Below are 23,583 nucleotides of genomic sequence, written 5' to 3' on the forward strand. Positions count from 1 at the left end.
CCGGCAATGGCCGTTTTTGCCGGTTTCTCGTCCCTTCGATGCTGCAAGCGCTTCGTATAATCCTTGCAATCTTACTGCAAGGAGCACGCATGACCGATCGTCGATTTTTCCTCAAAGCGATGGCGGCCGGGGGAGGCCTGCTGCTGCAGATCGCCCTGCCCGGCGCCCGCGCGCGCGACAGTGCCGCCCAAGGGGCCGAAAGCGGCGCCGATAGCGGGGCCTGGCAAGCCAACGCCATGCTGCGCATCGGCGGCGACGGCAAGGTCACAATGACCATGCCCTACGTGGAAATGGGCCAGGGCACCTACACCTCGATCCCGATGCTGATCGCCGAGGAGCTGGAGCTTGACCTGAAAGACGTGGTGCTGGAGCACGCCCCCGCCGACGACAAGCGCTACATCAATCCTGCGCTGGGCTTCCAGGTCACTGGCGGCTCCACCACCATCCGCGCCGCCTGGCTTCCGATGCGCCAGGCCGGCGCCGCCGCCCGCATGCTGCTGGTAAAGGCCGCGGCCGCAGCCTGGCAGGTCGATCCATTGGCCTGCCGTGCGCAGCAAGGCGCCGTGGTGCACACCGCCACCGGCCGCAAGCTGCGCTACGGCGAGCTGGCCGGCGCTGCCGCCGCCCTGCCGCTGCCGGCCCCGGAATCCATCGTGCTGAAGCAGCCCAAGGATTTCCGCCTGATCGGCAAGGCCGCGCGCCGGCTGGACACGCAGGGCAAGCTGAATGGCTCGGCCCAATACGGCATCGACGTGCAACTGCCCGGCATGAAGGTGGCGGCGCTGGCCATCAGCCCTGCCTACGGCGGCCGCCTGACGGGGCTGGACCAAGCGGCCGCGCTCAAGGTGCCCGGCGTGCGCCAGGTGGTGCGCCTGGACGACTGCGCCGCCGTGGTGGCGGATAACTACGGCGCGGCGCAGAAAGGCCTGTCGCTGCTGGCCTTGCGCTGGGACGACGGCCCCAACGCCCAGCTTTCCACTTCCGACATCGTGGCCGACATGGCGCAGGCGGCGAAGCAGGCTGCGGCCAAGGTACGCAGCGCCGGCGAGCCGGAACAGGCCCTGGCCTCGGCCAGCCGCGTGCTGGAGGCCACCTACGAGCTGCCCTTCCTGGCCCATGCGGCGATGGAGCCGATGAACTGCACCGTGCACGTGCAGCCGGACCGCTGCGAGGTCTGGACCGGCACCCAGGTGCTCACCCGCGCCCGCGCCGTTGCCGCCAAGGTCACCGGCCTGCCGGAAGAGAAAGTCACCGTGCACAACTTCCTGCTGGGCGGCGCCTTCGGCCGCCGGCTGGAAATCGACGGTGTGGAGCGCGCGGTGCGCATTGCGCGCGAGGTGAAGCATCCGGTGAAAGTGATCTGGAGCCGCGAGGAAGACATCCAGCACGATATGTTCCGCCCCTATTTCTACGACCGCGTGCGCGCCGGCGTTGACGAACAGGGCATGCCGGTGGCGTGGTTCCATCACCTGACCGGTTCGTCGGTGCTGGGCCGTTTCCTGCCGCCGGCCTTCAATAACGGCTTCGATTCCGAAACCGTGGACGGCGCCGAAGCGCCGCCCTATGCTTTCAAGGCGATCCGCGTGGACTATACCCGCCACGAGCCGCCGCAGATCCCGACTGCCTTCTGGCGCGGCGTGGGACCGACCCACAACGTGTTCGTGGTGGAGAGCTTCATCGACGAACTGGCGGCCGCCGCCCAGGCCGACCCGCTGGCCTACCGCCTGGCCCTGCTCAAGGAAAACCCACGCGCCGAAGCGGTCCTGAAACTGGCCGCGCAGAAGGCCGGCTGGCAGGGGCCGCGCGACGGCAGCACCGGCCGTGGCCTGTCCGTGCAATTCGCCTTCGGCACCTATATGGCCATGGTGGTGGACGCGCGGGTGGAAGACGGCGAAGTGCAGGTGCGCCGTGTGGTGTGCGCGCTGGACTGCGGCGTGGTGGTCAATCCGGACACGGTGCGCGCCCAGGTCGAGGGCGCCGTGGTATTCGGCATCTCCGGCGCACTGTGGGGCGACATCACGTTCAAGAACGGCCGCGTCGAGCAGAGCAACTTCCACGACTACCGCGTGCTGCGCATGCATGAGACACCGGTGATCGAGACCCACATCGTCGCCAGTAACGAAGCGCCGGGCGGCATGGGCGAGCCGGGCACCTCGGGACTGATGCCGGCGCTGTCCAACGCCATTTTCGCCGCCACCGGCAAACGCATACGCAAGCTGCCGATTGCCTCGGCCTTGCAAGCAACCTGACAGGAGCAGACATGATTTCTTTGAACATCAACGGCAAGTCCACCAAAGTCGAGGCCGAGCCGGACACACCGCTGCTGTGGGTGCTACGCGACGAGCTCCACATGTCGGGCACCAAGTTCGGCTGCGGGATGGCGCTGTGCGGCGCCTGCACCGTGCATATCGACGGCCAGCCCACGCGTGCCTGCGTAATGCCGGCGTCCGCCGCCGTGGCCAAGAAGATCACCACCATCGAGGCGATCGGCGCCACGCCGGTGGGCAAGCGGGTACAGCAGGCCTGGGCCGAGATCGACGTGCCGCAGTGCGGCTACTGCCAGTCCGGCCAGATCATGGCAGCCACCGCACTGCTGCGCGCCATCCCCAAGCCCACCGACAAGGATATCGACCAGGCCATGTCCGGCAACATCTGCCGCTGCGGCACCTATCCGCGCATCCGCGCGGCCATCCACAAAGCGGCGGGGCAGGCATGATGCGCCGGCTGCAGAAGGGACGCCACGGGCTTGCCGGTCTTGCCAGGCTTGGCACGCGGGCCGCCATAGCTTCGATGGCAGCAATGGCGGCGATGGCGGCGGCTGCGGCGATGGCCCCGCCCGCCCACGCCGCGCCGGAGAAAGGCGCGCTATTCGACCCGGTGGCCAGCGTGGTGATGACGCCGCGCTGCGTGAACTGCCACCAGGCCGAGGCGCCGCGCCAGAAGGACTTCGCCGTGCTGCATGCGCAGCAGGTGGTGCGCGGCAAGAACGGCCACGGCTCGGCGGTGCTGCAGTGCGCCGCCTGCCACCAGGGCACCAACACCGCCGGAGGCAAGGTGCCGGGTGCGCCGAACTGGCACCTGGCGCCGCTCAGCATGCGCTGGCAGGGCCTGGACAAGAAAGGCGTGTGCCGGCAGATGCGCGATCCGGCCCGCAACGGCAACCGCAAGACTGGCGAGCAGGTCATCGAACATATGAAGACCGACCCGCTGGTGCTATGGGCTTGGCAGCCCGGCGCCAGCCGCACCCTGCCGCCCATGTCGCACGAAGCATTCGTGCGCGCGCTGGAACAGTGGGCCGCCGCCGGCATGCCCTGCCCTGACTGAACGACTTTCCGACCAAGAGGAACGCCCCATGCACGCCCCTACCCAAGCCATCCACGCCCCGAACCAGTACGTGGAAGTCAACAAGCGCACGCTGGCCTACCGCTCCATCGGCACCGGCCTGCCGATCCTCCTGTGCTGCCGTTTTCGCGGCAATATGGACTCCTGGGATCCCGAATTCCTGGACAGCCTGGCCGGCCAGGGATTCCGCGTCATCACCTTCGACTATAGCGGCCTGGGTCTGTCCGGCGGCACGCCGACCTACAATCCGCTGCAGATGGCGGCCGATCCGCTCGACCTGGCTGCCGCGCTCGGCCTGGACAAGGCGGTGATCGCCGGCTGGTCGCTGGGCGGCATCGTGGCCCAGGTGGTCCTTGCCGGCCGCCCGGCATGGCTGACGCATGCGGTGCTGATCGCCACCACGCCGCCCGGCCCGCTGGTAAAAATGGCCGAGCAGCTGTTCTACGATATCGCGCGCAAGCCGGACAACACGCTGGAAGACGAGACGGCGCTGTTCTTCGAGCCCGCGTCCGCGCGCAGCCGCGAGGCGGCCAGCCGGTCCGCCGCCCGGATTGCCGCGCGCGATGCGCAACGCAGCGTGCCCGTGCCGGCCGCCTGGGCGGCCGCCAACATCGGCGACAAGCCCAGCCCAGAGCCCTTCCCCTCCCCGCAAGTGCTGGCAGCGCTGAAGGCCACCAGCATCCCGTTGCTGCATATCGGCGGCGATCACGACATCATTTTCCCGGTGGAGAACTGGTATGCGCTCAACGGCCAGCTGCCGACGCTCGAGCTGCTCACCTACCCCAGCGCCGGACACGGGCCGCAGCACCAGTATCCCAAGGCAGCCGCCGAGTACATCGGCAGCTTCGTGCGCCATAGCGGCGCATAGCCGCTGCAAAGCACGCGCCGCCTTGCCGCAGGCGGCGTAGAATCGCCCCGTCACCAGACATCAACCTGATTTCGGGAGCGCACCATGAGGAAATGGTTCTTGCTGGCCGCCTTCGCGGCCACTTCCGCCCTGGCCCACCACGGCTGGAGCGAATACGACGCGCAGCGGCCGCTGACGCTGAACGGCACCATCGAGGAAGCAGGCTACGCGCATCCGCACGGCTTCGTGCGGCTCAAAACTGATACCCAGAGCTGGACCGTGGTGCTGGCGCCGCCGTCGCGCATGGAAAGCCGGGGTCTGGCCAGGGACGCGCTGGCGCCCGGCGCCCAGGCCAGCGTGATGGGTTATCCGCACCGCAGCAAGGGCGACGAACTGCGCGCCGAACGCATCACCCTGGCAGGCAAGACCACGGAGCTGCGCTGATGCCGCTGGTGGCCGGCGCCGCCGCATGGCTGGCGTCGACGCCGCTCTCGCAGGCGATGCGCGAGAGCCAATGGCTGTTTCCCGTCGTGGAAACCGTGCACATCGCCGGCTTTGCCGTGCTGGTGGGGGCAGTCGCGCTGTTCGACCTGCGCGTGCTGGGCTGTGCGCGCACCCTGCCGGTGCGCGCGCTGGGCCGGCACCTGCTGCGCTGGGCGCTGGCCAGCCTGCTGCTGGTGGTGCCGGCCGGCCTGCTGCTGTTCGCCTCCCAGCCGCTGGAATACCTGGCCAACCCCGTCTTCAAGCTCAAGCTGGCACTGCTTGCCACGGCCGGCCTGAACGCGGCCGCCTTCCACGGCGGCGTTTACCGCAGCGTCGCCGCCTGGGACGCCGGGAACCCTGCCCCGCCGCTGGCGCGGCTGCAGGCAGCGCTGTCGCTGCTGCTGTGGATAGCGGTAATCACCTGCGGCCGCATGCTGGCATACGTGTGATGCTACTGTAGTCGGCCAAACGGCGGCAATGTACTAATATGGTGGATTCGCCGCGTTGTTGGGAACAGACGCGAGCAATGGACGTAGTCTCGGCCCGAACACTTCCTTAAGTTTAAGGAGGCGATTAACCGCCCAGCTTCGTACAGCGTCTCCGTTGGACTGTGTGTCTTCTATCTTAGTGTTGGCTCTTACCATCCCGATTCGGGAAGCCCGGCGTTCGGGCAACGGCTCCCAGACTGCGGGCTCGCCCAACTGATCTTCGATCTGCGTGCGCACCTCGTTCAAAGCACCAAATATAGCCTTGTTCCGTGACGCGTCACCTACATCAATGTATACCTCGGCCCTCAATTCCCCTTTGGCGGTAAATGAAAGACCATAAGTAATGCCCGTGACGCCGCTGCTAAACGCATACCAGGATTGTGGCTGCGCGACTCGCGCATTAGTAAAGTGATGCCGCTCCCGCAGTTCATCCATTAACGGCTGAAAGAAAGATCGGTACGAATTCATCCGGTCAGACACCTCGGGCCGCGCAGCCGCGTTTTTTGCCCAGGCGTTGGGAGAGGCAGCAAGGCGAAATACGACCGCAGGCGCAGATGTACCAATCCGCACAAGCTCAAGCGCGATAACAAAGAAATCGACCGCCTCGCGAGTATGCCGATTGAGAAAATCGATAGCCTCTCGATGCTCATCTCGAACGCTGGTGGCGATCCAAACAATTACCGCCGCATCCAACCCGGCAGCATAGGTCACCAGCTGTCCTAGATGAGTATGGTCTGTTGACTCCAACTGATTTTCAATGATAACGCGCCGCCCGCTATTGGTTTCCTTAGCTTCGATATCACAAGCGTAGTTGCCGACCGGTGCTTCCATCTGCACCAATTCTAAATCGAGTCCCAGCGCTTCTCCCAGCAGCCCAAGATTTTGGGCGAGCCAAGGTGTAAAGTCCCGCGGTTCAGATTGCCATACGGTGCGGGCGTCAACGTGCTCAAGCCTGCCAAGTGAAATTGTCATCTAGTGCCTCAAAGCGGGTGGAGGCGCAGCGACAACCCCCTTTATGGCACGCTGCGCGGTGGCGGATGAGCATATACCAAACGGCAAAGCGAGTGCAAGTAATCACACCCCACGGACGACGGCACCGGCAAAATATCCCAGCGGGCTTGCCCCATGGCTGCCAAGTCCCACCGAGAGGCTGCGCCCCGCGCTAGTTCACCGGTATCAGCACCGGCTTGTCCTTCTCTTTTAGCAGGAAGACGACGAACTTGGCGGGCTTGGTCTTGCTGGCGTTGCGGCCGACGGTGTGCAGGTCGGCGGGGCCTTCGTAGAAGGTGTCGCCCGGTTTCAGGGTGACTTCCTTGCCGCCCTTGACGCCCATGACGATGGAGCCTTCCAGCACGTACACGATGCCGTGGGCGTCGTGGCGGTGCACCGGGTCTTCGCCGCCGGGGGCGTATTCGACGGAGATCATCAGCAGCTCCTTGCCGGGTGACTCGGGCACGTCCTTGTTGATCAGGGGTTTGACGGAGACGCCGCCGGGGGCTGCCTGCGCCAGTGTGGTGGCCAGGCCGACGGCCATGGCCAGGCCCAGGCCGATTTTCTTGAAGTGCATCGTGATTCTCCTGTGGGGTTTTGTGTGGTGCGACAAAACCATTCTAGGAGTGCGTGGCGGCCGGCGGTAGCCACGTGGCAGGCTGCACGCTGGTGAGCGTCCGGCACCAATCATGCCGATCGGCCTGGCGCTCAGGCGGCGCGGAAGCGCTCCCGGTAGGCGCTGGGCGATTCGGACAGGTTGCGCTGGAAGCATTGCCGCATGCGCCCCTCGTCGCCGAAGCCGCAGTCGCGCGCGATCTGGTCGATATGGCGGCCGGAGTCCTCCAGCATGCGGCGCGCCGCCTCCAGCCGGAACAGCTCCACCGCCTTGGCCGGCGTGCGGCCGGTAGTGTCCTTGTAGACGCGCGAGAAGTTGCGGGGGCTCATCAGCACGCGGCGCGCCAGCGCTTCCACCGTCAAGTCTTCGCCGCCCAGGTTGTTGGCGATCCACAGGTGCAGCTGTTCGAACTTGTCGCCGTCGCGCAGCTGCGACTCCAGCAAGGCGCTGAACTGCGCATGCCCGCCCGGACGCTTGACAAACACCACCAGTTCGCGCGCCACCTCCAGCGCCAGCTCGCGCCCGCAGTCCGCTTCCACCAGGGCCAGCGCCAGGTCGATGCCGGCAGTGACGCCGGCCGACGTCCAGGTGCCGCCCTGGTGCACGAAGATGGCCTCGCGGTCGATCTCCACCGTGGGATGCAGCTCCTTCAGGCGGTCGCTCAAGCCCCAGTGGGTGGCGGCGCGCTTCCCATCCAGCAAACCGGCCTGCGCCAGCACAAATGCGCCGCTGCACACGGAGGTGGTACGACGCACCGAGGCGGAGGCCTTGCGCAGCCAGTCCACCAGCGGCTGCGCGTGCACCAGCACTTGCTCGATATTGGGCGCGCCCGGCACCACGATGGTATCCACGTCGGCAGGATCGAAACCGGCCAGCGCCTCGGTGTGCATGGGCACGCCCTCCAGCGTGGGTACCAGCCCGCCTTCCAGGCTGACCGTGTGGCGCGCGTAGCCCGGCTTGCCGCGCAGCTGCATGTGACGGTCCGCGCACCAGAACACGGTTTGCGGGCCGGCCATGTCCAGCATGCACATGCCGGGGAAGGCCACGAACAGCACCAGCGGCCGGCGCGGCGCGCTTGGCAGAAAATCGCGGTTGGTTGGCATTTACTAGCTACTCCTGCAGGTTTAGTCTACTTCCAGTCAACATTGTCTCAGAAGAACGCCTCCTCGCCCATGAATTCATTTACCGCAGCCGAATCGGACGCGCTGGCCTCCAGCTTTGCCACCACCTACGCCGGCGTGGTGGCGTTCATCACCGTGGCCACCGAAGGCAGCTTCGCCAGGGCGGCCGAGCGCCTGGGCATCGGCCGCTCCGCCGTCAGCCGCAGCATCCTCAAGCTGGAGACCCAGCTCGATACCCGTTTGTTCCTGCGCACCACGCGCAGCACCACGCTCACCAGCGAAGGCGAGCTGTTTTACGAATACTGCAGCCCCGGCGTGGAACGCATCGTGCAGGCCGTGGAAGAGATGCGCGACCTGCGCTCGGGCGCTCCGCGCGGCCAGCTGCGCCTGTGCGCCACGCCCGGCTTCGGCCGCAAGGTGGTGGCGCCGCTGCTCAGCGGCTTCCGCGCGCTGTATCCGGACATCACGGTCGACCTGGTGCTGGACGGGAATCCCGCCGACTTCATCGCCAGGCGCGTGGACGTGGCCTTCCGCAACGGCCGCCTGGACGACAGCCAGGTGGTGGCCAAGCGGCTCATCCCCATGCAGCTGCTGGTGTGCGCCTCGCCGGCCTATGCAAAGGCGCATGGCCTGCCGGCCAGCGTGGACGACATCGCCGGCCACCGCTGCATCAGCTACCGGCTCGCGTCGGGCCGCGTGCAGGAATGGGAATTCCGCGTGGGCGGGGTGACGCGCGCCGTGCTGCCGAAGGCCGCCTGCACCTTCAACGACGCCGACCTGGTGCTGCAGGCGGTGCTGAATGGCGAAGGCCTGGCGCAGCTGGCCGGCTACCAGGTATGCGAGCTGCTGCGCAGCGGGCAGCTGGTAGCCGTGCTGCCGCAGTACGCGCCGGATGACCGGGGCCACTATCTGTGCTACCTGAACCGGCGTCACCTGCCCACCCGCACCCGCGTCTTCATCGACTACATCACCCTGCAGATCCGCGCGCTCGACCTGTACTGCATCGGCAATTTCAGCCTGCCCTGAATGCCGCTGAATGCCGCCGAATACTGCCGGATACCGCCATTGGTGCCTGCCGCGCACCAGTGTGCGGCCCGCGGCGCACCTACCGGCGGCCCCATGCCAAGCCTACACTGATCCCTGTACAGCGATATCCGCAACCGGCCGCTCAGCCGCCCTGAGCGCAACACCAGGAGTTTAATCATGAAAATCGTCGTCATCGGCGGCACCGGCCTGATAGGCAGCAAAACCATCAAGATCCTGCAGGCGCGCGGCCACGAAGCCATCGCCGCCTCGCCCAATTCGGGCGTCAACACCGTCACCGGGGAAGGCCTGGCCGCCGCGCTGGCAGGCGCCGACGTGGTGATCGACGTGGCCAACTCGCCCTCCTTCGCCGACGCCGACGTGCTGGCCTTCTTCACCGCCTCGGGCAACAACCTGCTCAAGGCCGAAGCCGAGGCGGGCGTGAAGCACCACGTGGCGCTGTCCGTGGTGGGCACCCAGCTGCTGGCCGAAAGCGGCTACTTCCGCGGCAAGATCGCGCAGGAAAACATCATCAGGCAAGGCAAGGTGCCCTACACCATCGTGCACTCGACCCAGTTCTTCGAATTCCTCGGCGGGATCGCGCAGTCCGGCGCCGACGGCGACACGGTGCGGCTGTCGCCGGCGCAGGTACAGCCGATTTCCTCGGACGACGTGGCGCTGGCCATGGCCGATTACGCCACCGGCGCGCCGCTCAACGCCACGGTGGAAATCGCCGGCCCGCAGTCCTTCCCGCTGTCCGGTCTGGTGCAGCAGTACCTGGCGTCCATCGGCGATCCGCGTACGGTGCAGGCCGACGCCGGCGCGCGCTACTTCGGCGCCCTTCTGGATGAACGCACCCTGGTCCCGGCCGGCAAGGCGCGCCTGGGCAGCGCCACCATCCAGGACTGGCTGCAGAAGAAATGAAGCCGCTCGCTCCGCCGCCGTTGTCGCTGCTCGATAAATACGTGGGGCAGGATATCCAGCCCCTGTACACGACGACAGTGCGCGTGACGGGGGGCGAGGCCGGACACGGGCGCGCCTCGGGCGTGGCCCGTTCGGATGACGGCAATCTCGACCTGGCGTTGCGCCTGCCGCCCGAACTGGGCGGTCCCGGCGGCGGCAGCAATCCCGAGCAGCTGTTCGCAGCCGGTTTTGCGGCCTGCTTCCACGGGGTGATCAGCCTGCTGTCGGCCAAGGCCGGCATGCGCGCGGACGACGCCTCGGTGGAGGCGTCCGTCTCCTTCGCACGCGACCCGATGGACGGCATGTATCTGCTCACCTCCACGCTCACGGTGCGCCTGCCCGGCATGCGGCGGGCCAGCGCCGAGGAACTGGTGCGCAACGCCGAGCGGGTCTGCCCTTACGCCAAGATGGCGCGCGAAGGACTGCTCAGCGTGATCACGCTGGTGGACTGAGTGCCAGCAGGCCCTGCTCCAGTGCGCTCAGCACCACCTGCGTGCGGGTGGACGCCTCGAACTTGTGCATCAGCTGCTTCATATGTGTCTTCACGGTGCCCACGCCGATGCCCAGCTCGCGCGCGATCTGCTTGTCCGGATGGCCGTGCGACAGGATGGACAGCACATCGGCCTCGCGCCGCGTGAGCGCAGGGCGGCCCAGCGCGTTGGCTACGCTGCGGCTGGCCGCCGCGCCCAGGTAGCGGCAGCCCATGCCGATCAGGCGCACGCACTCCAGCAGTTCGCCCGCGTCGGCTCCCTGCAGCAGGTAGCCGTGCACGCCGCTGTCCACGGCACGCCGCACCTCGCATTCCTTGCCGTGGGGGCTGACCACCAGCACGCGCACGGCGCGTTCCGGACCGGAACCGGGCCGCGTCCGGACGGCGCGCAAGGCGGCCGCATAATCGGCAATCACCACGCAGGCTTCGTCGTGGCCGGGCCATTCTGCCGGCGTGCTGACGTCCAGGCCGGGCTGGCCGGCCAGCATGGCGCCCAGGCCGGCGCAGACGATGGGACAGCTGTGCATCAGATACACCCGGATGCGGTGGGCCGCGGCGCGGCCGGAAGATGGCGGTGTAGGGGCGTTCATGATGGGCTCCATGCGGCAGGCGGGCGGCGGGAGACGGATCAACCGCCGCGCGCCGTGCTGTTATTCCAGGTGGGCTTTGTCCAGGCCGAAGGCCTTGTCGTAGGAACCGGGCACGAACTTGAACGCCACGTTGATGCGGTTCCACGCATTGATGGCGATGACCTCGAAGGTCAGGTCGGACAGCTCCTTCTCGGACAGCTGGGTGCGCACGCGCCCGTAGATCTCGTCCGGCACGCCCTGTTCCGGCAGGCGGGTCAGCGCCTCGGTCCAGGCCAGCGCGGCGCGCTCGCGCGGTGCAAACAGCGTCGACTCGCGCCATGCTGCCAGGTGGTGCAGGCGCAGCGCGCGCTCGCCGTGGATGGTGGCCTGCTTGATGTGCATGTCCACGCAAAAGCCGCAGCCGTTGATCTGCGAGGCGCGGATGGACACCAGGTCAAGGATGGATTGTTCGATGGCGCCGTGCTGGATGACGGCATTGAGCTCGACCAGCTTCTTGAACAGCTCGGGCGATTGTTCCTGGTAGTTGATGCGGTGGGTCATGGTGATCTCCTGGTGGATGGTGTCCGGCGGCGGAAGCGCCCGGTACAGGACCATTCTAGGAGTGCGCCTATTGTCGCGGTAGGCGCATGGCGGGCTTCACACTGGTGCGTGCCGGGCACCAATCGCCGCGCCGCGGATCGACTGGTGCCTGGCGCGCACCACCGTGCGGCCCGGCGTGGGTCTACCGGCCGGCGCAGCGCAGGCATAGACTGGCGGGCCACAACCAAGGAGACAACAAGAATGAAACCGCTCGCGCCGCCGCCCGTATCGCTGCTCGACAAATACGTCGGGCAGGACATCAAGCCGCTCTACAGCACCACGGTCACGGTCACCGGCGGCGAGGCGGAACATGGCCGCGCCTCGGGCGTGGCGCGATCGGAGGACGGCAACCTGGAGCTGGCCCTGCGCATGCCGCCGGAACTGGGCGGCCCCGGCGGCGGCACCAACCCGGAGCAGCTGTTCGCGGCCGGCTTTGCGGCCTGCTTCCACGGCGTACTGTGCCTGCTGTCGGCCAAGGCCGGGCACGGCGCGGCGGCGTGCTCGGTGGCGGTCAGCGTGTCCTTCGCGCGCGATCCGGTGGACGGCATGTACCTGCTCATGGCGGACGTGAACATCCGCCTGCCGGGCCTGCGCCAGGCCGCGGCCGAGGAACTGGTGCGCAATGCCGAGCGGGTCTGCCCTTACGCCAAGATGGCGCGCGAGGGTCTGCTGAACGTGGTCACGCTGGTGACCTAGGCCGCGCCCGCCCTAGATCGCCAGCATGCCGCGCTCGAACGCCGCCAGCACCACCTGCGTGCGGCAGGCCGCGTCCAGCTTGTGCATCAGCTGCTTCATGTGGGTCTTGACGGTGCCCAGGCCGATGCCCAGCTCGCGCGCGATGGTCTTGTCCGGACAGCCGCGCGCCAGGATCTGCAGCACTTCCTCCTCGCGCGGTGTGAGCGGCTGGCGGCCCAGCGAATTCACCACGCCCATCCTGGCCGCCGCGCACAGGTAGCGCGTGCCCTGCGCCGCTGCGCGCACGCCGGCCAGCACGTCCGCCGGCGCGCATTCCTGCACCAGGTAGCCCAGCACGCCGTGCTCCATGGCGCGCAGCACCTGGCACTCCTTGCGCAGCGGCGTAAACACCACCGGCCGCATGGCATACGCCTTCTGGCGCAGCGCCTGCATCAGCGCCGCATAATCGCCGACCACCACGCATTCCTCATCGGCTGCGGGCCATTGAGCGGGCGCGCTCACGTCCAGGTCCGGCTGGCCGGACAGGATGGCGCTCAGGCCGGCCCTGACGATCGGGCAGTCGTGCAGCAGGTAGACCTTGACGGCGCTCATACCACCCCCGCCACGTAGACAGGACGGCCGGCAGCGAGCGGCCGCCGTGGCGCACCGGCGCGGCGCGCCGGCCAGGCCGCTTCCACGCCGATGCCGGGCCCGGCCCCGGCCGCCTCCATCTCGATCACGCCCGCACGCGCATCCTGCTGCGCGTCGCCCAGGCGGAACACGTCCACGCTGCGCGTGAGGCGCTGCGCCTGCTCGCCCAGTGACGCCACCGCCGCCAGCGATTCCTCCACCAGCGCCGCGTTGCGCTGGGTGGCGCCGTCCAGCTCGGACAGCGTGAGGTTGACCTGCTGCAGGCCGATGTTCTGCTCGCGGTTGCCCGCGCTGATGTCCGCCACCAGACCGGCCACCCGGCGCACGCCGCCCGTCACCCCGGCGATCGTGGCGCCGGCGCCACGCACCACCCGGCTCCCCTCCTGCACCTGGCCGATCGACGCTGCGATCAGTTGCTTGATGTCGCGCGCCGACTGCGCGCTGCGCTGCGCCAGGCTGCGGACCTCGGCCGCCACCACGGCAAAGCCGCGTCCCTGCTCGCCGGCCCGCGCCGCTTCCACGGCGGCGTTCAACGCCAGCAAATTGGTCTGGAAAGCGATGCCGTCCATCAGGCCCACGATGTCGCCGATGCGGCGCGAGGAGGCATCGATACCGTCCATGGTGGCCAGCATGGCGCCCACAGCCTGCTCGGCGTGCTGCGCCTCGCCAGCGATGCGATCCATCACACCGTGCGCCTGCGCAGCCTTGTCGGCATTCAGGCCCACCGTGACAGTCAGCTGTTCCACCGTGGCGGCGGTCTCCTCCAGCGAAGCGGCCTGGCGCTCGGTGCGGCTGGACAGGTCGGCGTTGCCGGCGCTGATCTGGGCCGAGGCGGCGGCGATGGTGTCGGCGCCGCCGCGCACCTGGCCCACCATCTGCTGCAGGCGCAGGTTCATGGCGTTGAGCGCGCGCAGCAGTTCGCCGGTTTCGTCGCGCCAGCCCGTGACGGGCACGGCGCGCAGGTCGCCGCCGGCCACGCGCCTGGCAATGTCCACCGCCTGGCGCAGCGGCCGCGAGATGAGCCGCGCCACCCAGGCCGCCAGTAGCATGCCGAGCACGGCGGCCGCCGCGATCAGGCCGGCGATCATGGTGCGCGAGCTGGCGTAGGCGCTGGCGGCAGATGCGGCCGCCGCGTCGCTGCCGGCCTCGCCGGCCGCCACCAGCCCCGCCACCAGGCCGGATGCCTCGAAATTGTACTTGCGGGACTCGCCGCGCAGCACCGCCAGCGCGGCCGCCCGCTCGCCGCTGCGGTCCAGCGCCACCACGCGCTGCACGGCGGCGCGGTAGGCGTCCAGCGCGGCGCGGAACTTCAGGAAGTCCGCCTGTTCGGCGGCCGACCTTGGCGCCTGCGCATAGGATGCCACCGCCGCCAGCAGTTGCGTCATCTCGCTATTCATCTGCGCTTCGTAATAATCGAATTCGGCGGGCTGGGTGGACAAGGCGTGCTGCAGCTCGTAGGTGCGGAAGCGCAGCAGGTCGGCTTTGATCAGCAGCACATTGCGCACGGCCGGCGCCCAGCGCTGCGTGATCTCGCTGGTCACCTGGTTCAGGTGCCGCAGCTGCAGGAAGCTGAACACGCCCAGCGCCACGGTCAGCGCCATCATGGCGGCAATGGCAACGGTCAGCTTTTGCGCAATCTTCAGATGGTGAAACCAGTTCATGTCAGTCTCCGTTTGTTGGTAGGCGGGTTTTAGGTGAGTGTCAGGCGGCGCGCAGTTGCGTGCTGCCTTGCAGGAAGTGGAATGCGGCCCTGGCGGGCAAGGGCCGGCTGTAGTGGTAGCCCTGGATCTCGTCGCACTGCCAGCCTTGCAGCAGCGCGCGCTGCGCTTCGGTCTCCACGCCCTCGGCAATCACCGTCATGCCCAGGCTGTGGCCCAGGCCGATGGTGGCCTGCACGATTGCGCTCTGCTCCTTCACCGCGCCCAGGCCGCGCACGAAGGACTGGTCGATTTTCAGCTTGTCGATGGGGAAGCGGCTCAGATAGGCCAGGCTGGAATAGCCGGTGCCGAAGTCGTCGATCGACAGCCGCAGGCCCAGCGCCCGCAGGCGTTCCAGCAGCGCGATGGCGCTCTCGGCGTTTTCCATCATCACCCCCTCGGTGATTTCCAGCTCGATGCAGGATGGGTCGATATGGCTGCTGGCCAGCAGGGCCTCGACATGCGGCAGGAAGCCCTGCGAGGCAAACTGGCGCGGCGAGATGTTCACCGCGATCACCAGCGCGCGCCCGCTTTCGGCCTGCCACACGCTGAGCTGGCGGCACACCTCCTCCAGCACCCACTCGCCGATGGAAACGATCAGCCCCGATTCCTCGGCCAGCGGGATGAAGTTCCCGGGCGCTACCAGCTCCCCGCCGCGGCGCCACCGTATCAGTGCTTCAAAGCCGATCAAGCCCCCGTGCGACAGCGATTGCTGCGGCTGATAATGCAGTTCCAGCTCGCCGCGCCGCAGCGCGTGGCGCAGCTGCGCTTCCAGGTCCAGGCGCTGGCCGGCCTCGGCGTTCAGGCTCTCCGAGTAGCGCACCAGCCGGTCGCCGCCGGCCTGGCGCGCCGCCTGCAGGGCAGCGTCCGCGTTGCGCAGCAAGGCCTCCGGGCCGGTGCCGTCCTGTCCCGAGCACACCGCGCCCAGGCTCAGGGTGGTGAACACTTCGTGGCTCTCGCACACATAGGGCCGGCCGGCCTTGTCGCGCAGCGCGGCGATGGCCGCTTCGAATTCCGCGCTGTCGCTGCGGCACGGGTACAGGATGGCGAAGTTGGCGCCGTCCAGGCGGTACACCTCGCCGCCGCATGCCTCGGCCGCGTGCTGGATGCGCCGCGCCAGGCCGATGATCATGCGGTCGCCGAAGTCGTGGCCGTAACCGCCCACGATGCGGGAGAAGCGGTCTATGGTGCCCAAGACCACGGCGTACGGCCTGGCCGGCAGGCTGCGCAGGCGCGCCTCGAAGGAGCGCCGGTGCGCCAGGCCGGTCAGGGGATCGTGCCCGGCCTGGTGCAGCAGCTGCTGCTCGACGCGGAAACGGGCCCGCACGTGGTAGAGCAGGAAGCCGCTGGTGAGCAGCGCCACCACGTCGAACAAATGCACCAGGCGCGTCATGCCGGTGCCGGAGGAACGCTCGATGAGCACCGACAGCGCCACGCTGGCGGCGATCAGGCACACCAGCAGCGCATAAGCGGCCCAGCGCGCATGGCTGGCGGTCCAGCGCAGGAACGGCGGCGAGGGAATCCGCACCGGGGCTGCGGCGCGGGTCGGCTGGCTGTTCATGGCGATGCTCATATCTACTCCGTGGATCATGGATGATGGGTGGTGGACGGTCAGGATGCGGTGCAGTCCGAGGCCGCGCAGGCCAGGGCGACGCATTGCATCAGCTCCCCGGCCTGGAACGGCTTGCTCAGGAATGCGGCCGCGCCGCCCTGCTGCGCGCGCTGGCGCACTGCAGGCTCGGGGAAGGCGGTGAGCACGATCAGCGGCACCGCGCAGCCGTTGCGGCGCAGGTGCTCCAGCAATTCCAGGCCGCTCATGCCGGGCATTTGCAGGTCGCTGATGACGCAGTGGCTGGTGTGCTGCGCGCCTGCCGCAAGCAGGCTTTCCGCGCAGTCGAATTCGGCGATGGCGTAGCCGTATGAGCGCAGCAGGCTGCTCACGGCGCTGCGCACGTCGTCATGGTCGTCGACGATGGCGACGCGGCACCGCGTGTGCGCGGGGCTCTGGATTAATACGTTGGAACTGGACACGGCTTACTCCCTCAAACATCATGCAAGCACGATACAGGGAGCGCCGTGGCGGCGAAATCATACAAGGGTATAGGTTGGCTATACCCGGGGTGGTTCAGCGCGGGCGCGCCGTGTCGATGCCGAGCGCTTCGGCCATGCGCACCAGGTCCGCAAAGGTGCGCGCCTGCATCTTGCGCATGGCGTTGCCGCGATGGATCTTGACGGTCACCTCGCGGGTGCCCACCTGGCCGGCGATCTGCTTGTTCATCAAGCCGCTGGCGGCAAGCGCCATGATCTCGCGCTCGCGCGGCGTGAGCGACTGGTAGCAGTCCTGCAAGGCTTGCTGGGCCTGGCCCGCTGCGCGCCGCGCGGTGTCCGCCTCCAGGGCAGCGTTCACGGCATCGATCAGGTCCTGGTCGCGGAACGGCTTGGCCAGGAAATCGAGCGCGCCCGCTTTCATGGCGCGCACCGACATGGGAATGTCGCCGTGGCCGCTCATGAACACGATAGGCAGTGCTACCCCGTCGCGGTTCAGCTCGGCCTGGAATTCCAGGCCGCTGATGCCCTGCAGGCGCACGTCCAGCAGCAGGCAGCTGGCCGCCTCCTCGCGCCGGTGGGCCAGGAACTGCGGCACCGAGGCGAAGTCGATCACGCGCAGGCCGACTGAGCGCAGCAGGCTGGAGATGGCGCCGCGCAGCGGCGCGTCGTCGTCGACGATATACACGATCATGCGCTGTGCCCCCCCATGGCCGGCAGGGAGAAATGCAGCACCGCGCCGGCCCGCGCCTCTTCCGGGCCCGCCGCCCAGATGCGGCCGCCGTGCGTTTCTACGATGGAGCGGCAGATCGGCAGGCCCATGCCCATGCCGTCCTCCTTGGTGCTGAAAAAGGCGTCGAACAGCTTGGGCAGGTGCTCGGCCGGGATGCCCGGGCCGGTATCGGTCACGCTGCACGTCACGCCGCCGCGCTCGCAGGCGCGGGTTTGCAGCACCAGTACCGCCTGCCCGGGCGCGCAGCGCTGCATGGCCTGCATGGCGTTCATCAGGAGATTGATCAGCACCTGCTGCAGCTGCACGCGGTCGCCGCGCACGAGCGGCAGGCCGGGGGCCAGGTCCAGCTTGAGCGTCACCTGGTGGCTGGCCAGCTCGCGCCGCACCAAGCCCGCCGCCTCCAGCGCCACGTCGTTCAGGGCCAGCGGCAGGTGGGACGGGTCGCTGCGCCGCGCCAGGGCGCGGATGCGGCGTATCACCTCGCTGGCGCGGCCGGCCGCCTCCAGCAGGCTGCCGATGGCGGCGCGCGCCTCGTCCAGGTCCGGCTGCGGGCGGTTCAGCCAGCGCAGGCTGGCCTCGCCGTTGGTGGCGATTGCCGCCAGCGGCTGGTTCACTTCATGGGCAATCGACGCGGCCAGTTCGCCCAGCATGGTCACGCGGGTGACGTGGGCCAGCTGCGCCTGCGAGCAGTGCAGTGCTTCCTCGCGCGCGATCAGGGCGTTGGTGGCGGCCTGCCAGTGCAGCACCAGCCAGGCCGTGATGCCGACCGCCGCCAGGCTCACCACCATGCGGCCGGAGGCCGGGCCGGAAAAATAGGCCGCGTGCGACAGCGCGTAGGCCAGCAGGGTCAGGCCCAGGCAGGCGGCACTGGTGAGCAGCACGCCGCGCCGGGACCACACGCTGGCCGACAGCAGCACCACCACCACGTACATGACGGCGATCGCCACGTCCAGCGGCGTGAACGCATCCACGGCAAATATGGCCAGCGTCAGGCCGACCAGCAAAACCGACAGCAATGGGCTGCCCTTAACCCTGACCATGCGCGGCCTTCCTCGTACGGATTTATATGGGCTTATTATAGTTCGGCTGCGCCCGGAACGATCTCAGACCTAAGTATGATAGCCGCCGCTCCCGGGGCGGTTTTCCTGGCCCTTCTCTCCCTTAGTACAGATGGACGCCCTATCGCGCGCTGCGCAGAATGGCAGCTCATCTCAAACCGGAGGACCTACCATGACCACCACCCGCACCATCAACACCGTTACCACCCGCGACGGCACCCTGATCAACTTCAAGGACTGGGGCCATGGCCCGGCCGTGGTGTTCAGCCACGGCTGGCCGCTGCAGGGCGACGCGTGGGAAGACCAGATGATGTTCCTGGCCGAACACGGCTACCGCGTCATCGCGCACGACCGCCGCGGCCACGGCCTGTCGAGCAAGCCATGGCACGGCAACGACATGGACACCTACGCCGACGACCTGGCCACCCTGATCGACGCGCTGGACCTGAACGGCGCCACCCTGGTGGGCCACTCCACCGGCGGCGGCGAAGTGGCGCGCTACATCGGCCGCCACGGCACCGGCCGCGTGGCGCGCGCGGTGCTGGTGGGCGCGGTCACGCCGCAGATGCTGGTGGGCCCGGCCAACCCGAACGGCGTGCCGATGGAAGTGTTCGACGGCATCCGCAGCGCGGTGCAGGCGGACCGTTCGCAGTTCTTCAAGGACCTGACCACCGCCTTCTACGGCTTCAACCGCGACGGCGCCAAGGATTCGCAAGGCCTGCGCGACACCTTCTGGCTGCAGGGCATGCAGTGCAGCATCCGCAGCGCCTACGCCTGCATCAAGCAGTTCTCGGAAACCGACTTCACCGAAGACCTGAAGAAGATGAACGTGCCGACCCTGGTGATCCACGGCGACGACGACCAGATCGTGCCGATCGCCGCCACCGCGCGCCGCGCCGTGGAGCTGCTGCCGCAGGGCACCCTGAGCGTGTACGAAGGCGCGCCGCATGGCCTGCCGGCCACGCACAAGGACAAGCTGAACGCCGAGCTGCTGGCCTTCCTGCGTTCCTGATCCGGCACGCCATGGCTGTGACCAACATCAAGCTCACGCTGCCGCTGCTGGCCGCAGCCATGCTGCAATGCGCGCCGCTGGCGCTGCCCGCGCACGCGGCGGCGCCGCAGGTGCGCAGCCAGGCGCCCGGCTACTACCGCATGCTGCTGGGGGAATTCGAGATTACCGTGCTGTCCGACGGCACGCACGCCTTCCCCATCGACGCGGTGATGAACAACATCACCCCGGCGCAGGTCAGCCGGGACCTGGACGATGCCGGCCTGGCGCAGCCGGTACAAGGTTCCATCAACGCCTTCCTGGTCAACACCGGCAAGCGCCTGATCCTGATCGACGCGGGCGCCGGCGCGCTGTATGGCGACTGCTGCGGCAGGCTGCTGCAGCACCTGCGCGCGGCGGGCTACCAGCCGGAACAGGTCGATACGGTGCTGCTGACCCACCTGCACAAGGACCATGCGGGCGGCGTCCTGCGGCAGGGGGCGGCAGCCTTCCCGAACGCCGTGCTGCGCATGGCGCAGGGCGAAGCGGACTATTGGCTGAGCGAGACCGGACAGGCCGCCGCGCCGGAATTCCTGCGCAGTTTCTTCGACAGCGCGCGCGCCGCCGTGGCGCCCTACCAGGCCGCCGGCCGCTTCCAGCCCTACGCTGCCTACGGCCAGCTGGAACCAGGCATCCGCGCCCTGCCAGCGCCCGGCCACACGCCGGGCCATGCGGCCTACCTGGTGGAGAGCCAGGGCCGCCAATTGCTGGTGTGGGGAGATATCGTGCACGTGGCGCCGCTGCAGTTTCCGCATCCGGACGCCACCGTCAAGTACGACAGCGACGCGGCAGTCGCACAGCGCCAGCGGCGCGCGCTGCTGGACATGGCTGCCAGCCGGCGCATGGTGGTGGGCGCCGCGCACATTGCCTTTCCGGGATTGGGGAGGATAGGCGCGCCGGCTGCGCCGGGCGCGCCGGGCGCGTCCGCAAACGCGGGCAGCTACCGCTGGCTGCCGGTGAACTATGAGGGCACGCCTGGCACGGACTAGGCCCGGCGGGCGTGCGGGGACATCAGTTAATCATCAGTTAATCAATTGGCCAGGTCGGCCGGCACCTTGCCGCCGTTGGCGGCCAGTTTTGCCATCACCTGCTTGTGCAGCCAGATATTCATGGCCGCCGAGTCGCCGGTGTCGCCGCTGTAGTGCAGCTCCTTGGCCAACTCCTTGCGCGAGTCCAGGCTGCTATCCAGCTGCAGCAGCTTGAGCAGATCCACAATCGACGTACGCCAGTTCAGCGGCTGGCCGGCGCTCTGCGCCTTCTGGTCCAGGATGGCGACCACGTCCACTTCAGGCATGGCGGCCGGCGCTGCAGCGGGTGCAGAGGCAGGAGCCGCAGGCGCAGCGCCGGGCGCGGCGGCAGGTGCGCTGGCCTGCGTGCCTGCCTGCGCTACCGCAGGATGCGAACCGGGGAAGATTTTGTGGAATATATTACTCAGAATACCCATGATAAAACCTCTCAAAGTGGTGCTGCGTGAACGGAGCACCCACTCTGGGACCTTTCCTGCCCCGCTGTCTGTACGTTGACTAACGCAGAGGCGCAGCCGCGCTTGTCAGCGTCGCCTTGCCGCCCGCCAGCCCGTCGCTGGACGCGCTCACCGTAATCGTGCCCGCCTGGCTAGGCCTGGTGCGCACGATGGCCAGCACCAGCCCGTTATAGGCGGCGCGCTCGGGCGACTGGAAGGACACATGGCTGGTGGCGTCGCCGTTGTCGGTCGCCACCAGCTCGCCCGGACCGCTCACCGTGAAGCGCACCGCGTTGCTGCTGCGCGGCACCGGCCGGCCGTCCTTGTCCGTGATGGCCACGGTGACGAAGGACAGGTCCTTGCCGTCGGCCTGCAGCGCGCTGCGGTCGGCCGTCAGCGCCAGCCTGGCAGCCTTGCCCGCCGTCTGCACGGTATCTTCGGCCCAGGGCTTGCCCTGCTTGTACACCACCGCTTTCAAGGTGCCGGGCTGGTACACCACGTCGTCCCAGCGCAGGCGGTAGTCGCGCGCGCCGCGCTGCTTGCGCCCCAGCGATTTCCCGTTCAGGAACAGCTCGGCCTCGTCGCCCGAGGTGTACAGGTGCACCGGCGTGACCTGCCCCACGCGCTCCGGCCAGGTCCAATGCGGCAGCAGATGCGCCATCGGCAGTTCCGGACGCCAGCGCGCCTGGTACAGGTAATAGCGGTCCTTCTTGAAGCCGGCCAGGTCGACGATGCCGAAATAGGAACTTCGCGACGGCACAGCCACCTTGCGCAGCGCCTCCAGCTCCTTGCCGGCACGCGCGCGGGCGGCCGGGTCGGTGAAGTTCAGCACATTGGTGCTGTCGGCGTTGTACGGCGTCGGCTCGCCCAGGTAGTCGAACCCGGTCCAGACGAATTCGCCCGCCACGAAGGGATTGTCGTCCAGGCCCTTGAACTCCAGCTCCGGCGCGGAAGCCCATTTCGGCGCGGACAGGTCGTAGCTGCTGACCTGGAAGTTGACCGCTCCCTGCGACTTGTCGTCGCTGACCGGGAAGAAGTACTCGCCGCGCGAACTGACGGTGGACGCGGTCTCGCTGCCGATCACGGGGATCTGCGGCGCGCTGTTGTGGAAGGTCGGGTATTCCCACGGCTTGTAATTGAAGCCCACCACGTCCACGGCTGTCTGGAAGCCGTTGTAGCCCGAGACCACGTGGTTGAAGCCGGCCGTGGTAAGGCGGGTACGGTCCTCGCTGCGCACGATGTCGGCCAGGTGGGCCGCCATCTTCCAGCCCTCCGGCTCGCCCTGCTCGCGGATCTCATTGCCGATGCTCCACATGATGATGCTGGGATGGTTGCGGTCGCGCTTGACCATGGCGCGCAAGTCCTTCTCGTGCCACGCGTCGTACAGCAAGCCGTAGTCGTTCTTCTTCTTGCCCAGGCGCCAGGCGTCGAACGCTTCTTCCACGATCAGGAAGCCCATGCGGTCGGCCAGCTCCAGCATTTCCGGTGCCGGCGGGTTGTGCGTGGTGCGGATGGCGTTCACACCCATGTCGCGCAGGATCTCCAGCTGCCGTTCCAGCGCGCGCACATTGAGCGCGGCGCCCAGTGCGCCCAGGTCGTGGTGCATGCACACGCCCTGGATCGGCACGTGCTCGCCGTTCAGCATCAGGCCGCGCGCCGCGTCGAAGGCCACGGTGCGGATGCCGAACGGCGTCTCCACCTCGTCCACCACCTTGCCCTCGCCGGACACCGTGGTCACGGCCACGTAGCGCTGCGGCGACTTCGGGCTCCAGAATTTGGGCTGGCTCACCTGCAGCGACTGCGCCAGCAGGATCTGCCGTCCCGCCCCCACCTTGGTCAGCGCGGACGGGCTGCTCTGCGCCAGCGCCGCGCCGGTGCGCCGCCCCGCCGCGTCGAGCGCATAGATGGCGGTGGCCACTTGCGCCGCCGTGGCGCCGCCACTGTTTTCCAGCGTCACTTGCACGTCAACCGTGGCGGCATCGGCCTTCACGATGGGCGTGGTGACGAAGGTGCCGTTGTGCGCCACGTGCAGCGGCGCCGCCTTCACCAGCCATACGTTGCGGTAGATGCCGCCGCCGGGATACCAGCGCGAGGACTCGGGCGGATTGTCGATACGCACCGCCAGCACGTTCTCCGCGCCCGGCTTGAGGTGCTTGCTCAAGTCCACGCGGAAGGAACTGTAGCCGTACGGCCAGCCGCCCACCTGCTCGCCGTTCAGCCATACGGTGGCGTGCGACATGGCGCCGTCGATGTCGAGATAGACCTGCTTGCCCGCGTCGCCCGCCGGCGGGGTGAATTTCTTGCGATACCAGGCTACGCCCCACCAGGGCAGCTTACCGGTCTCGCCCTCGTACTCCTGCTTGAACGGACCTTCGATGCCGAAATCGTGCGGCAGGTCCAGCTTGCGCCAGCCCGCGTCGTCCAGCGCCACCGCCGCCGCGCCGCCGGCCGGCTCGCCCTTCATGAAGCGCCAGTCGGCGTTGAAGGAAGTCCGTTCGGCAGCGTGGGCGGATGCGCCCAGGCCCAGGCCGGCAGCAAGCATGAGGTGTGGAAAGGCATGGAAAAATACGCGGGATGGCAGGCGCATGGCTGGAAAAAAATTGGATGATGGGGCATTGAGTATCAACTCGGAAAGCTTTACTGATCAATACCAATTTTCGTATAGCAAGCGTGAAAAAAAG

The 23,583-nt window shown here is 68.0% G+C and carries 25 protein-coding genes; 12 read left to right on the forward strand and 13 right to left on the reverse strand.

The window, feature by feature from the left end:
- The first annotated feature begins 89 nt into the window (after positions 1–89).
- From ASC94_RS14790 to ASC94_RS14815, 6 genes are all read left to right on the forward strand, one after another.
- The gene (locus tag ASC94_RS14790; protein WP_056396094.1) at positions 90–2,249 is read left to right on the forward strand and encodes a xanthine dehydrogenase family protein molybdopterin-binding subunit; all 2,160 of its coding nucleotides are present in this window, start codon (positions 90–92) and stop codon (positions 2,247–2,249) included.
- Positions 2,250–2,260: 11 nt separating this feature from the next.
- A complete protein-coding gene (locus ASC94_RS14795; RefSeq protein ID WP_056396097.1) occupies positions 2,261–2,716 on the forward strand; it encodes a (2Fe-2S)-binding protein in 456 nt (151 codons plus the stop codon).
- Between the two features lie 74 nt (positions 2,717–2,790).
- Positions 2,791–3,324 carry a hypothetical protein gene (locus ASC94_RS14800; protein ID WP_200955695.1) on the forward strand — a complete coding sequence of 178 codons (534 nt, stop codon included), beginning with the start codon at positions 2,791–2,793 and terminating at the stop codon, positions 3,322–3,324.
- A 28-nt stretch (positions 3,325–3,352) separates the two neighbouring features.
- A complete protein-coding gene (locus ASC94_RS14805) occupies positions 3,353–4,210 on the forward strand; it encodes an alpha/beta fold hydrolase (RefSeq protein ID WP_056396102.1) in 858 nt (285 codons plus the stop codon).
- Between the two features lie 84 nt (positions 4,211–4,294).
- Positions 4,295–4,633, forward strand: coding sequence for a DUF6152 family protein (locus ASC94_RS14810; RefSeq protein ID WP_056396111.1), 339 nt, complete (start codon positions 4,295–4,297; stop codon positions 4,631–4,633).
- Complete coding sequence (locus ASC94_RS14815) at positions 4,633–5,121, forward strand: hypothetical protein (RefSeq protein ID WP_056396114.1); 489 nt, start codon at positions 4,633–4,635, stop codon at positions 5,119–5,121. Before ASC94_RS14810 ends, ASC94_RS14815 begins: the two co-directional genes overlap by 1 nt.
- 33 nt (positions 5,122–5,154) lie before the next feature.
- On the opposite strand, the gene ASC94_RS31915 is transcribed toward ASC94_RS14815, so the two are convergent.
- From ASC94_RS31915 to ASC94_RS14825, 3 genes are all read right to left on the reverse strand, one after another.
- Positions 5,155–6,132, reverse strand: a complete 978-nt coding sequence (locus ASC94_RS31915; RefSeq protein ID WP_082616532.1) for a DUF4268 domain-containing protein — start codon at positions 6,130–6,132, stop codon at positions 5,155–5,157.
- Positions 6,133–6,322: 190 nt separating this feature from the next.
- Positions 6,323–6,727, reverse strand: coding sequence for a cupin domain-containing protein (locus tag ASC94_RS14820; protein ID WP_082616533.1), 405 nt, complete (start codon positions 6,725–6,727; stop codon positions 6,323–6,325).
- A 131-nt stretch (positions 6,728–6,858) separates the two neighbouring features.
- Entirely contained in the window at positions 6,859–7,869 is a 1,011-nt protein-coding gene (locus ASC94_RS14825; protein ID WP_056396117.1) for a GlxA family transcriptional regulator, read from the reverse strand.
- A 69-nt stretch (positions 7,870–7,938) separates the two neighbouring features.
- On the opposite strand from ASC94_RS14825, the gene ASC94_RS14830 reads away from it, so the two are divergent.
- From ASC94_RS14830 to ASC94_RS14840, 3 genes are all read left to right on the forward strand, one after another.
- On the forward strand, positions 7,939–8,913 hold the full coding sequence (locus ASC94_RS14830; protein ID WP_056396121.1) for a LysR family transcriptional regulator: 975 nt from the start codon (positions 7,939–7,941) through the stop codon (positions 8,911–8,913).
- A 177-nt stretch (positions 8,914–9,090) separates the two neighbouring features.
- On the forward strand, positions 9,091–9,834 hold the full coding sequence (locus tag ASC94_RS14835; protein WP_056396124.1) for an SDR family oxidoreductase: 744 nt from the start codon (positions 9,091–9,093) through the stop codon (positions 9,832–9,834).
- Positions 9,831–10,325, forward strand: a complete 495-nt coding sequence (locus ASC94_RS14840; protein ID WP_056396127.1) for an Ohr family peroxiredoxin — start codon at positions 9,831–9,833, stop codon at positions 10,323–10,325. Before ASC94_RS14835 ends, ASC94_RS14840 begins: the two co-directional genes overlap by 4 nt.
- On the opposite strand, the gene ASC94_RS14845 is transcribed toward ASC94_RS14840, so the two are convergent.
- Entirely contained in the window at positions 10,309–10,953 is a 645-nt protein-coding gene (locus ASC94_RS14845) for a response regulator transcription factor (RefSeq protein WP_056397933.1), read from the reverse strand. The genes ASC94_RS14840 and ASC94_RS14845 overlap by 17 nt on opposite strands.
- A 60-nt stretch (positions 10,954–11,013) precedes the next feature.
- Complete coding sequence (locus ASC94_RS14850; RefSeq protein ID WP_056397938.1) at positions 11,014–11,493, reverse strand: carboxymuconolactone decarboxylase family protein; 480 nt, start codon at positions 11,491–11,493, stop codon at positions 11,014–11,016.
- Between the two features lie 240 nt (positions 11,494–11,733).
- On the opposite strand from ASC94_RS14850, the gene ASC94_RS14855 reads away from it, so the two are divergent.
- A complete protein-coding gene (locus tag ASC94_RS14855) occupies positions 11,734–12,228 on the forward strand; it encodes an Ohr family peroxiredoxin (RefSeq protein ID WP_056396130.1) in 495 nt (164 codons plus the stop codon).
- Positions 12,229–12,240: 12 nt separating this feature from the next.
- On the opposite strand, the gene ASC94_RS14860 is transcribed toward ASC94_RS14855, so the two are convergent.
- The 6 genes from ASC94_RS14860 to ASC94_RS14885 all read right to left on the reverse strand — a co-directional run bounded on the left by ASC94_RS14860 (position 12,241) and on the right by ASC94_RS14885 (position 18,374).
- Entirely contained in the window at positions 12,241–12,819 is a 579-nt protein-coding gene (locus ASC94_RS14860) for a response regulator transcription factor (RefSeq protein ID WP_082616535.1), read from the reverse strand.
- The gene (locus tag ASC94_RS14865; RefSeq protein ID WP_056396134.1) at positions 12,816–14,519 is read right to left on the reverse strand and encodes a methyl-accepting chemotaxis protein; all 1,704 of its coding nucleotides are present in this window, start codon (positions 14,517–14,519) and stop codon (positions 12,816–12,818) included. The genes ASC94_RS14860 and ASC94_RS14865 overlap by 4 nt, the downstream gene beginning before the upstream one ends.
- A gap of 40 nt (positions 14,520–14,559) precedes the next feature.
- Positions 14,560–16,128 (reverse strand): bifunctional diguanylate cyclase/phosphodiesterase, encoded by a 1,569-nt coding sequence (locus ASC94_RS14870; protein WP_056396137.1) that lies wholly within the window; start codon positions 16,126–16,128, stop codon positions 14,560–14,562.
- Between the two features lie 38 nt (positions 16,129–16,166).
- Positions 16,167–16,586 (reverse strand): response regulator transcription factor, encoded by a 420-nt coding sequence (locus ASC94_RS14875; protein WP_229417276.1) that lies wholly within the window; start codon positions 16,584–16,586, stop codon positions 16,167–16,169.
- 94 nt (positions 16,587–16,680) lie between these two features.
- Positions 16,681–17,295, reverse strand: a complete 615-nt coding sequence (locus ASC94_RS14880; protein ID WP_056396139.1) for a response regulator transcription factor — start codon at positions 17,293–17,295, stop codon at positions 16,681–16,683.
- Complete coding sequence (locus ASC94_RS14885) at positions 17,292–18,374, reverse strand: sensor histidine kinase (protein ID WP_082616537.1); 1,083 nt, start codon at positions 18,372–18,374, stop codon at positions 17,292–17,294. The genes ASC94_RS14880 and ASC94_RS14885 overlap by 4 nt, the downstream gene beginning before the upstream one ends.
- A 208-nt stretch (positions 18,375–18,582) precedes the next feature.
- On the opposite strand from ASC94_RS14885, the gene ASC94_RS14890 reads away from it, so the two are divergent.
- Positions 18,583–19,404 (forward strand): alpha/beta fold hydrolase, encoded by an 822-nt coding sequence (locus tag ASC94_RS14890; RefSeq protein WP_229417319.1) that lies wholly within the window; start codon positions 18,583–18,585, stop codon positions 19,402–19,404.
- Between the two features lie 11 nt (positions 19,405–19,415).
- A complete protein-coding gene (locus ASC94_RS14895) occupies positions 19,416–20,429 on the forward strand; it encodes an MBL fold metallo-hydrolase (RefSeq protein ID WP_082616538.1) in 1,014 nt (337 codons plus the stop codon).
- 41 nt (positions 20,430–20,470) lie between these two features.
- On the opposite strand, the gene ASC94_RS14900 is transcribed toward ASC94_RS14895, so the two are convergent.
- Together ASC94_RS14900 and galB are read right to left on the reverse strand one after the other, a co-directional pair.
- Entirely contained in the window at positions 20,471–20,884 is a 414-nt protein-coding gene (locus tag ASC94_RS14900) for a DUF3597 domain-containing protein (RefSeq protein ID WP_056396146.1), read from the reverse strand.
- A 79-nt stretch (positions 20,885–20,963) separates the two neighbouring features.
- The gene (gene galB / locus ASC94_RS14905) at positions 20,964–23,444 is read right to left on the reverse strand and encodes a beta-galactosidase GalB (RefSeq protein ID WP_056396149.1); all 2,481 of its coding nucleotides are present in this window, start codon (positions 23,442–23,444) and stop codon (positions 20,964–20,966) included.
- Between the last annotated feature and the right edge of the window lie 139 nt (positions 23,445–23,583).

The organism is Massilia sp. Root418, assembly GCF_001425265.1.
Classification (GTDB): domain Bacteria; phylum Pseudomonadota; class Gammaproteobacteria; order Burkholderiales; family Burkholderiaceae_D; genus Rugamonas.

Excerpts from the sequence above, each read along its gene's own strand:
- ASC94_RS14790 (WP_056396094.1), top strand. The coding sequence starts at position 90 with ATGACCGATCGTCGATTTTTCCTCAAAGCGATGGCGGCCGGGGGAGGC.
- ASC94_RS14795 (WP_056396097.1), top strand. The coding sequence starts at position 2,261 with ATGATTTCTTTGAACATCAACGGCAAGTCCACCAAAGTCGAGGCCGAG.
- ASC94_RS14800 (WP_200955695.1), top strand. The coding sequence starts at position 2,791 with ATGGCAGCAATGGCGGCGATGGCGGCGGCTGCGGCGATGGCCCCGCCC.
- ASC94_RS14805 (WP_056396102.1), top strand. The coding sequence starts at position 3,353 with ATGCACGCCCCTACCCAAGCCATCCACGCCCCGAACCAGTACGTGGAA.
- ASC94_RS14810 (WP_056396111.1), top strand. The coding sequence starts at position 4,295 with ATGAGGAAATGGTTCTTGCTGGCCGCCTTCGCGGCCACTTCCGCCCTG.
- ASC94_RS14815 (WP_056396114.1), top strand. The coding sequence starts at position 4,633 with ATGCCGCTGGTGGCCGGCGCCGCCGCATGGCTGGCGTCGACGCCGCTC.
- ASC94_RS31915 (WP_082616532.1), bottom strand. The coding sequence starts at position 6,132 with ATGACAATTTCACTTGGCAGGCTTGAGCACGTTGACGCCCGCACCGTA.
- ASC94_RS14820 (WP_082616533.1), bottom strand. The coding sequence starts at position 6,727 with ATGCACTTCAAGAAAATCGGCCTGGGCCTGGCCATGGCCGTCGGCCTG.
- ASC94_RS14825 (WP_056396117.1), bottom strand. The coding sequence starts at position 7,869 with ATGCCAACCAACCGCGATTTTCTGCCAAGCGCGCCGCGCCGGCCGCTG.
- ASC94_RS14830 (WP_056396121.1), top strand. The coding sequence starts at position 7,939 with ATGAATTCATTTACCGCAGCCGAATCGGACGCGCTGGCCTCCAGCTTT.
- ASC94_RS14835 (WP_056396124.1), top strand. The coding sequence starts at position 9,091 with ATGAAAATCGTCGTCATCGGCGGCACCGGCCTGATAGGCAGCAAAACC.
- ASC94_RS14840 (WP_056396127.1), top strand. The coding sequence starts at position 9,831 with ATGAAGCCGCTCGCTCCGCCGCCGTTGTCGCTGCTCGATAAATACGTG.
- ASC94_RS14845 (WP_056397933.1), bottom strand. The coding sequence starts at position 10,953 with ATGAACGCCCCTACACCGCCATCTTCCGGCCGCGCCGCGGCCCACCGC.
- ASC94_RS14850 (WP_056397938.1), bottom strand. The coding sequence starts at position 11,493 with ATGACCCACCGCATCAACTACCAGGAACAATCGCCCGAGCTGTTCAAG.
- ASC94_RS14855 (WP_056396130.1), top strand. The coding sequence starts at position 11,734 with ATGAAACCGCTCGCGCCGCCGCCCGTATCGCTGCTCGACAAATACGTC.
- ASC94_RS14860 (WP_082616535.1), bottom strand. The coding sequence starts at position 12,819 with ATGAGCGCCGTCAAGGTCTACCTGCTGCACGACTGCCCGATCGTCAGG.
- ASC94_RS14865 (WP_056396134.1), bottom strand. The coding sequence starts at position 14,519 with ATGAACTGGTTTCACCATCTGAAGATTGCGCAAAAGCTGACCGTTGCC.
- ASC94_RS14870 (WP_056396137.1), bottom strand. The coding sequence starts at position 16,128 with ATGAGCATCGCCATGAACAGCCAGCCGACCCGCGCCGCAGCCCCGGTG.
- ASC94_RS14880 (WP_056396139.1), bottom strand. The coding sequence starts at position 17,295 with ATGATCGTGTATATCGTCGACGACGACGCGCCGCTGCGCGGCGCCATC.
- ASC94_RS14885 (WP_082616537.1), bottom strand. The coding sequence starts at position 18,374 with ATGGTCAGGGTTAAGGGCAGCCCATTGCTGTCGGTTTTGCTGGTCGGC.
- ASC94_RS14895 (WP_082616538.1), top strand. The coding sequence starts at position 19,416 with ATGGCTGTGACCAACATCAAGCTCACGCTGCCGCTGCTGGCCGCAGCC.
- ASC94_RS14900 (WP_056396146.1), bottom strand. The coding sequence starts at position 20,884 with ATGGGTATTCTGAGTAATATATTCCACAAAATCTTCCCCGGTTCGCAT.
- galB (WP_056396149.1), bottom strand. The coding sequence starts at position 23,444 with ATGCTTGCTGCCGGCCTGGGCCTGGGCGCATCCGCCCACGCTGCCGAA.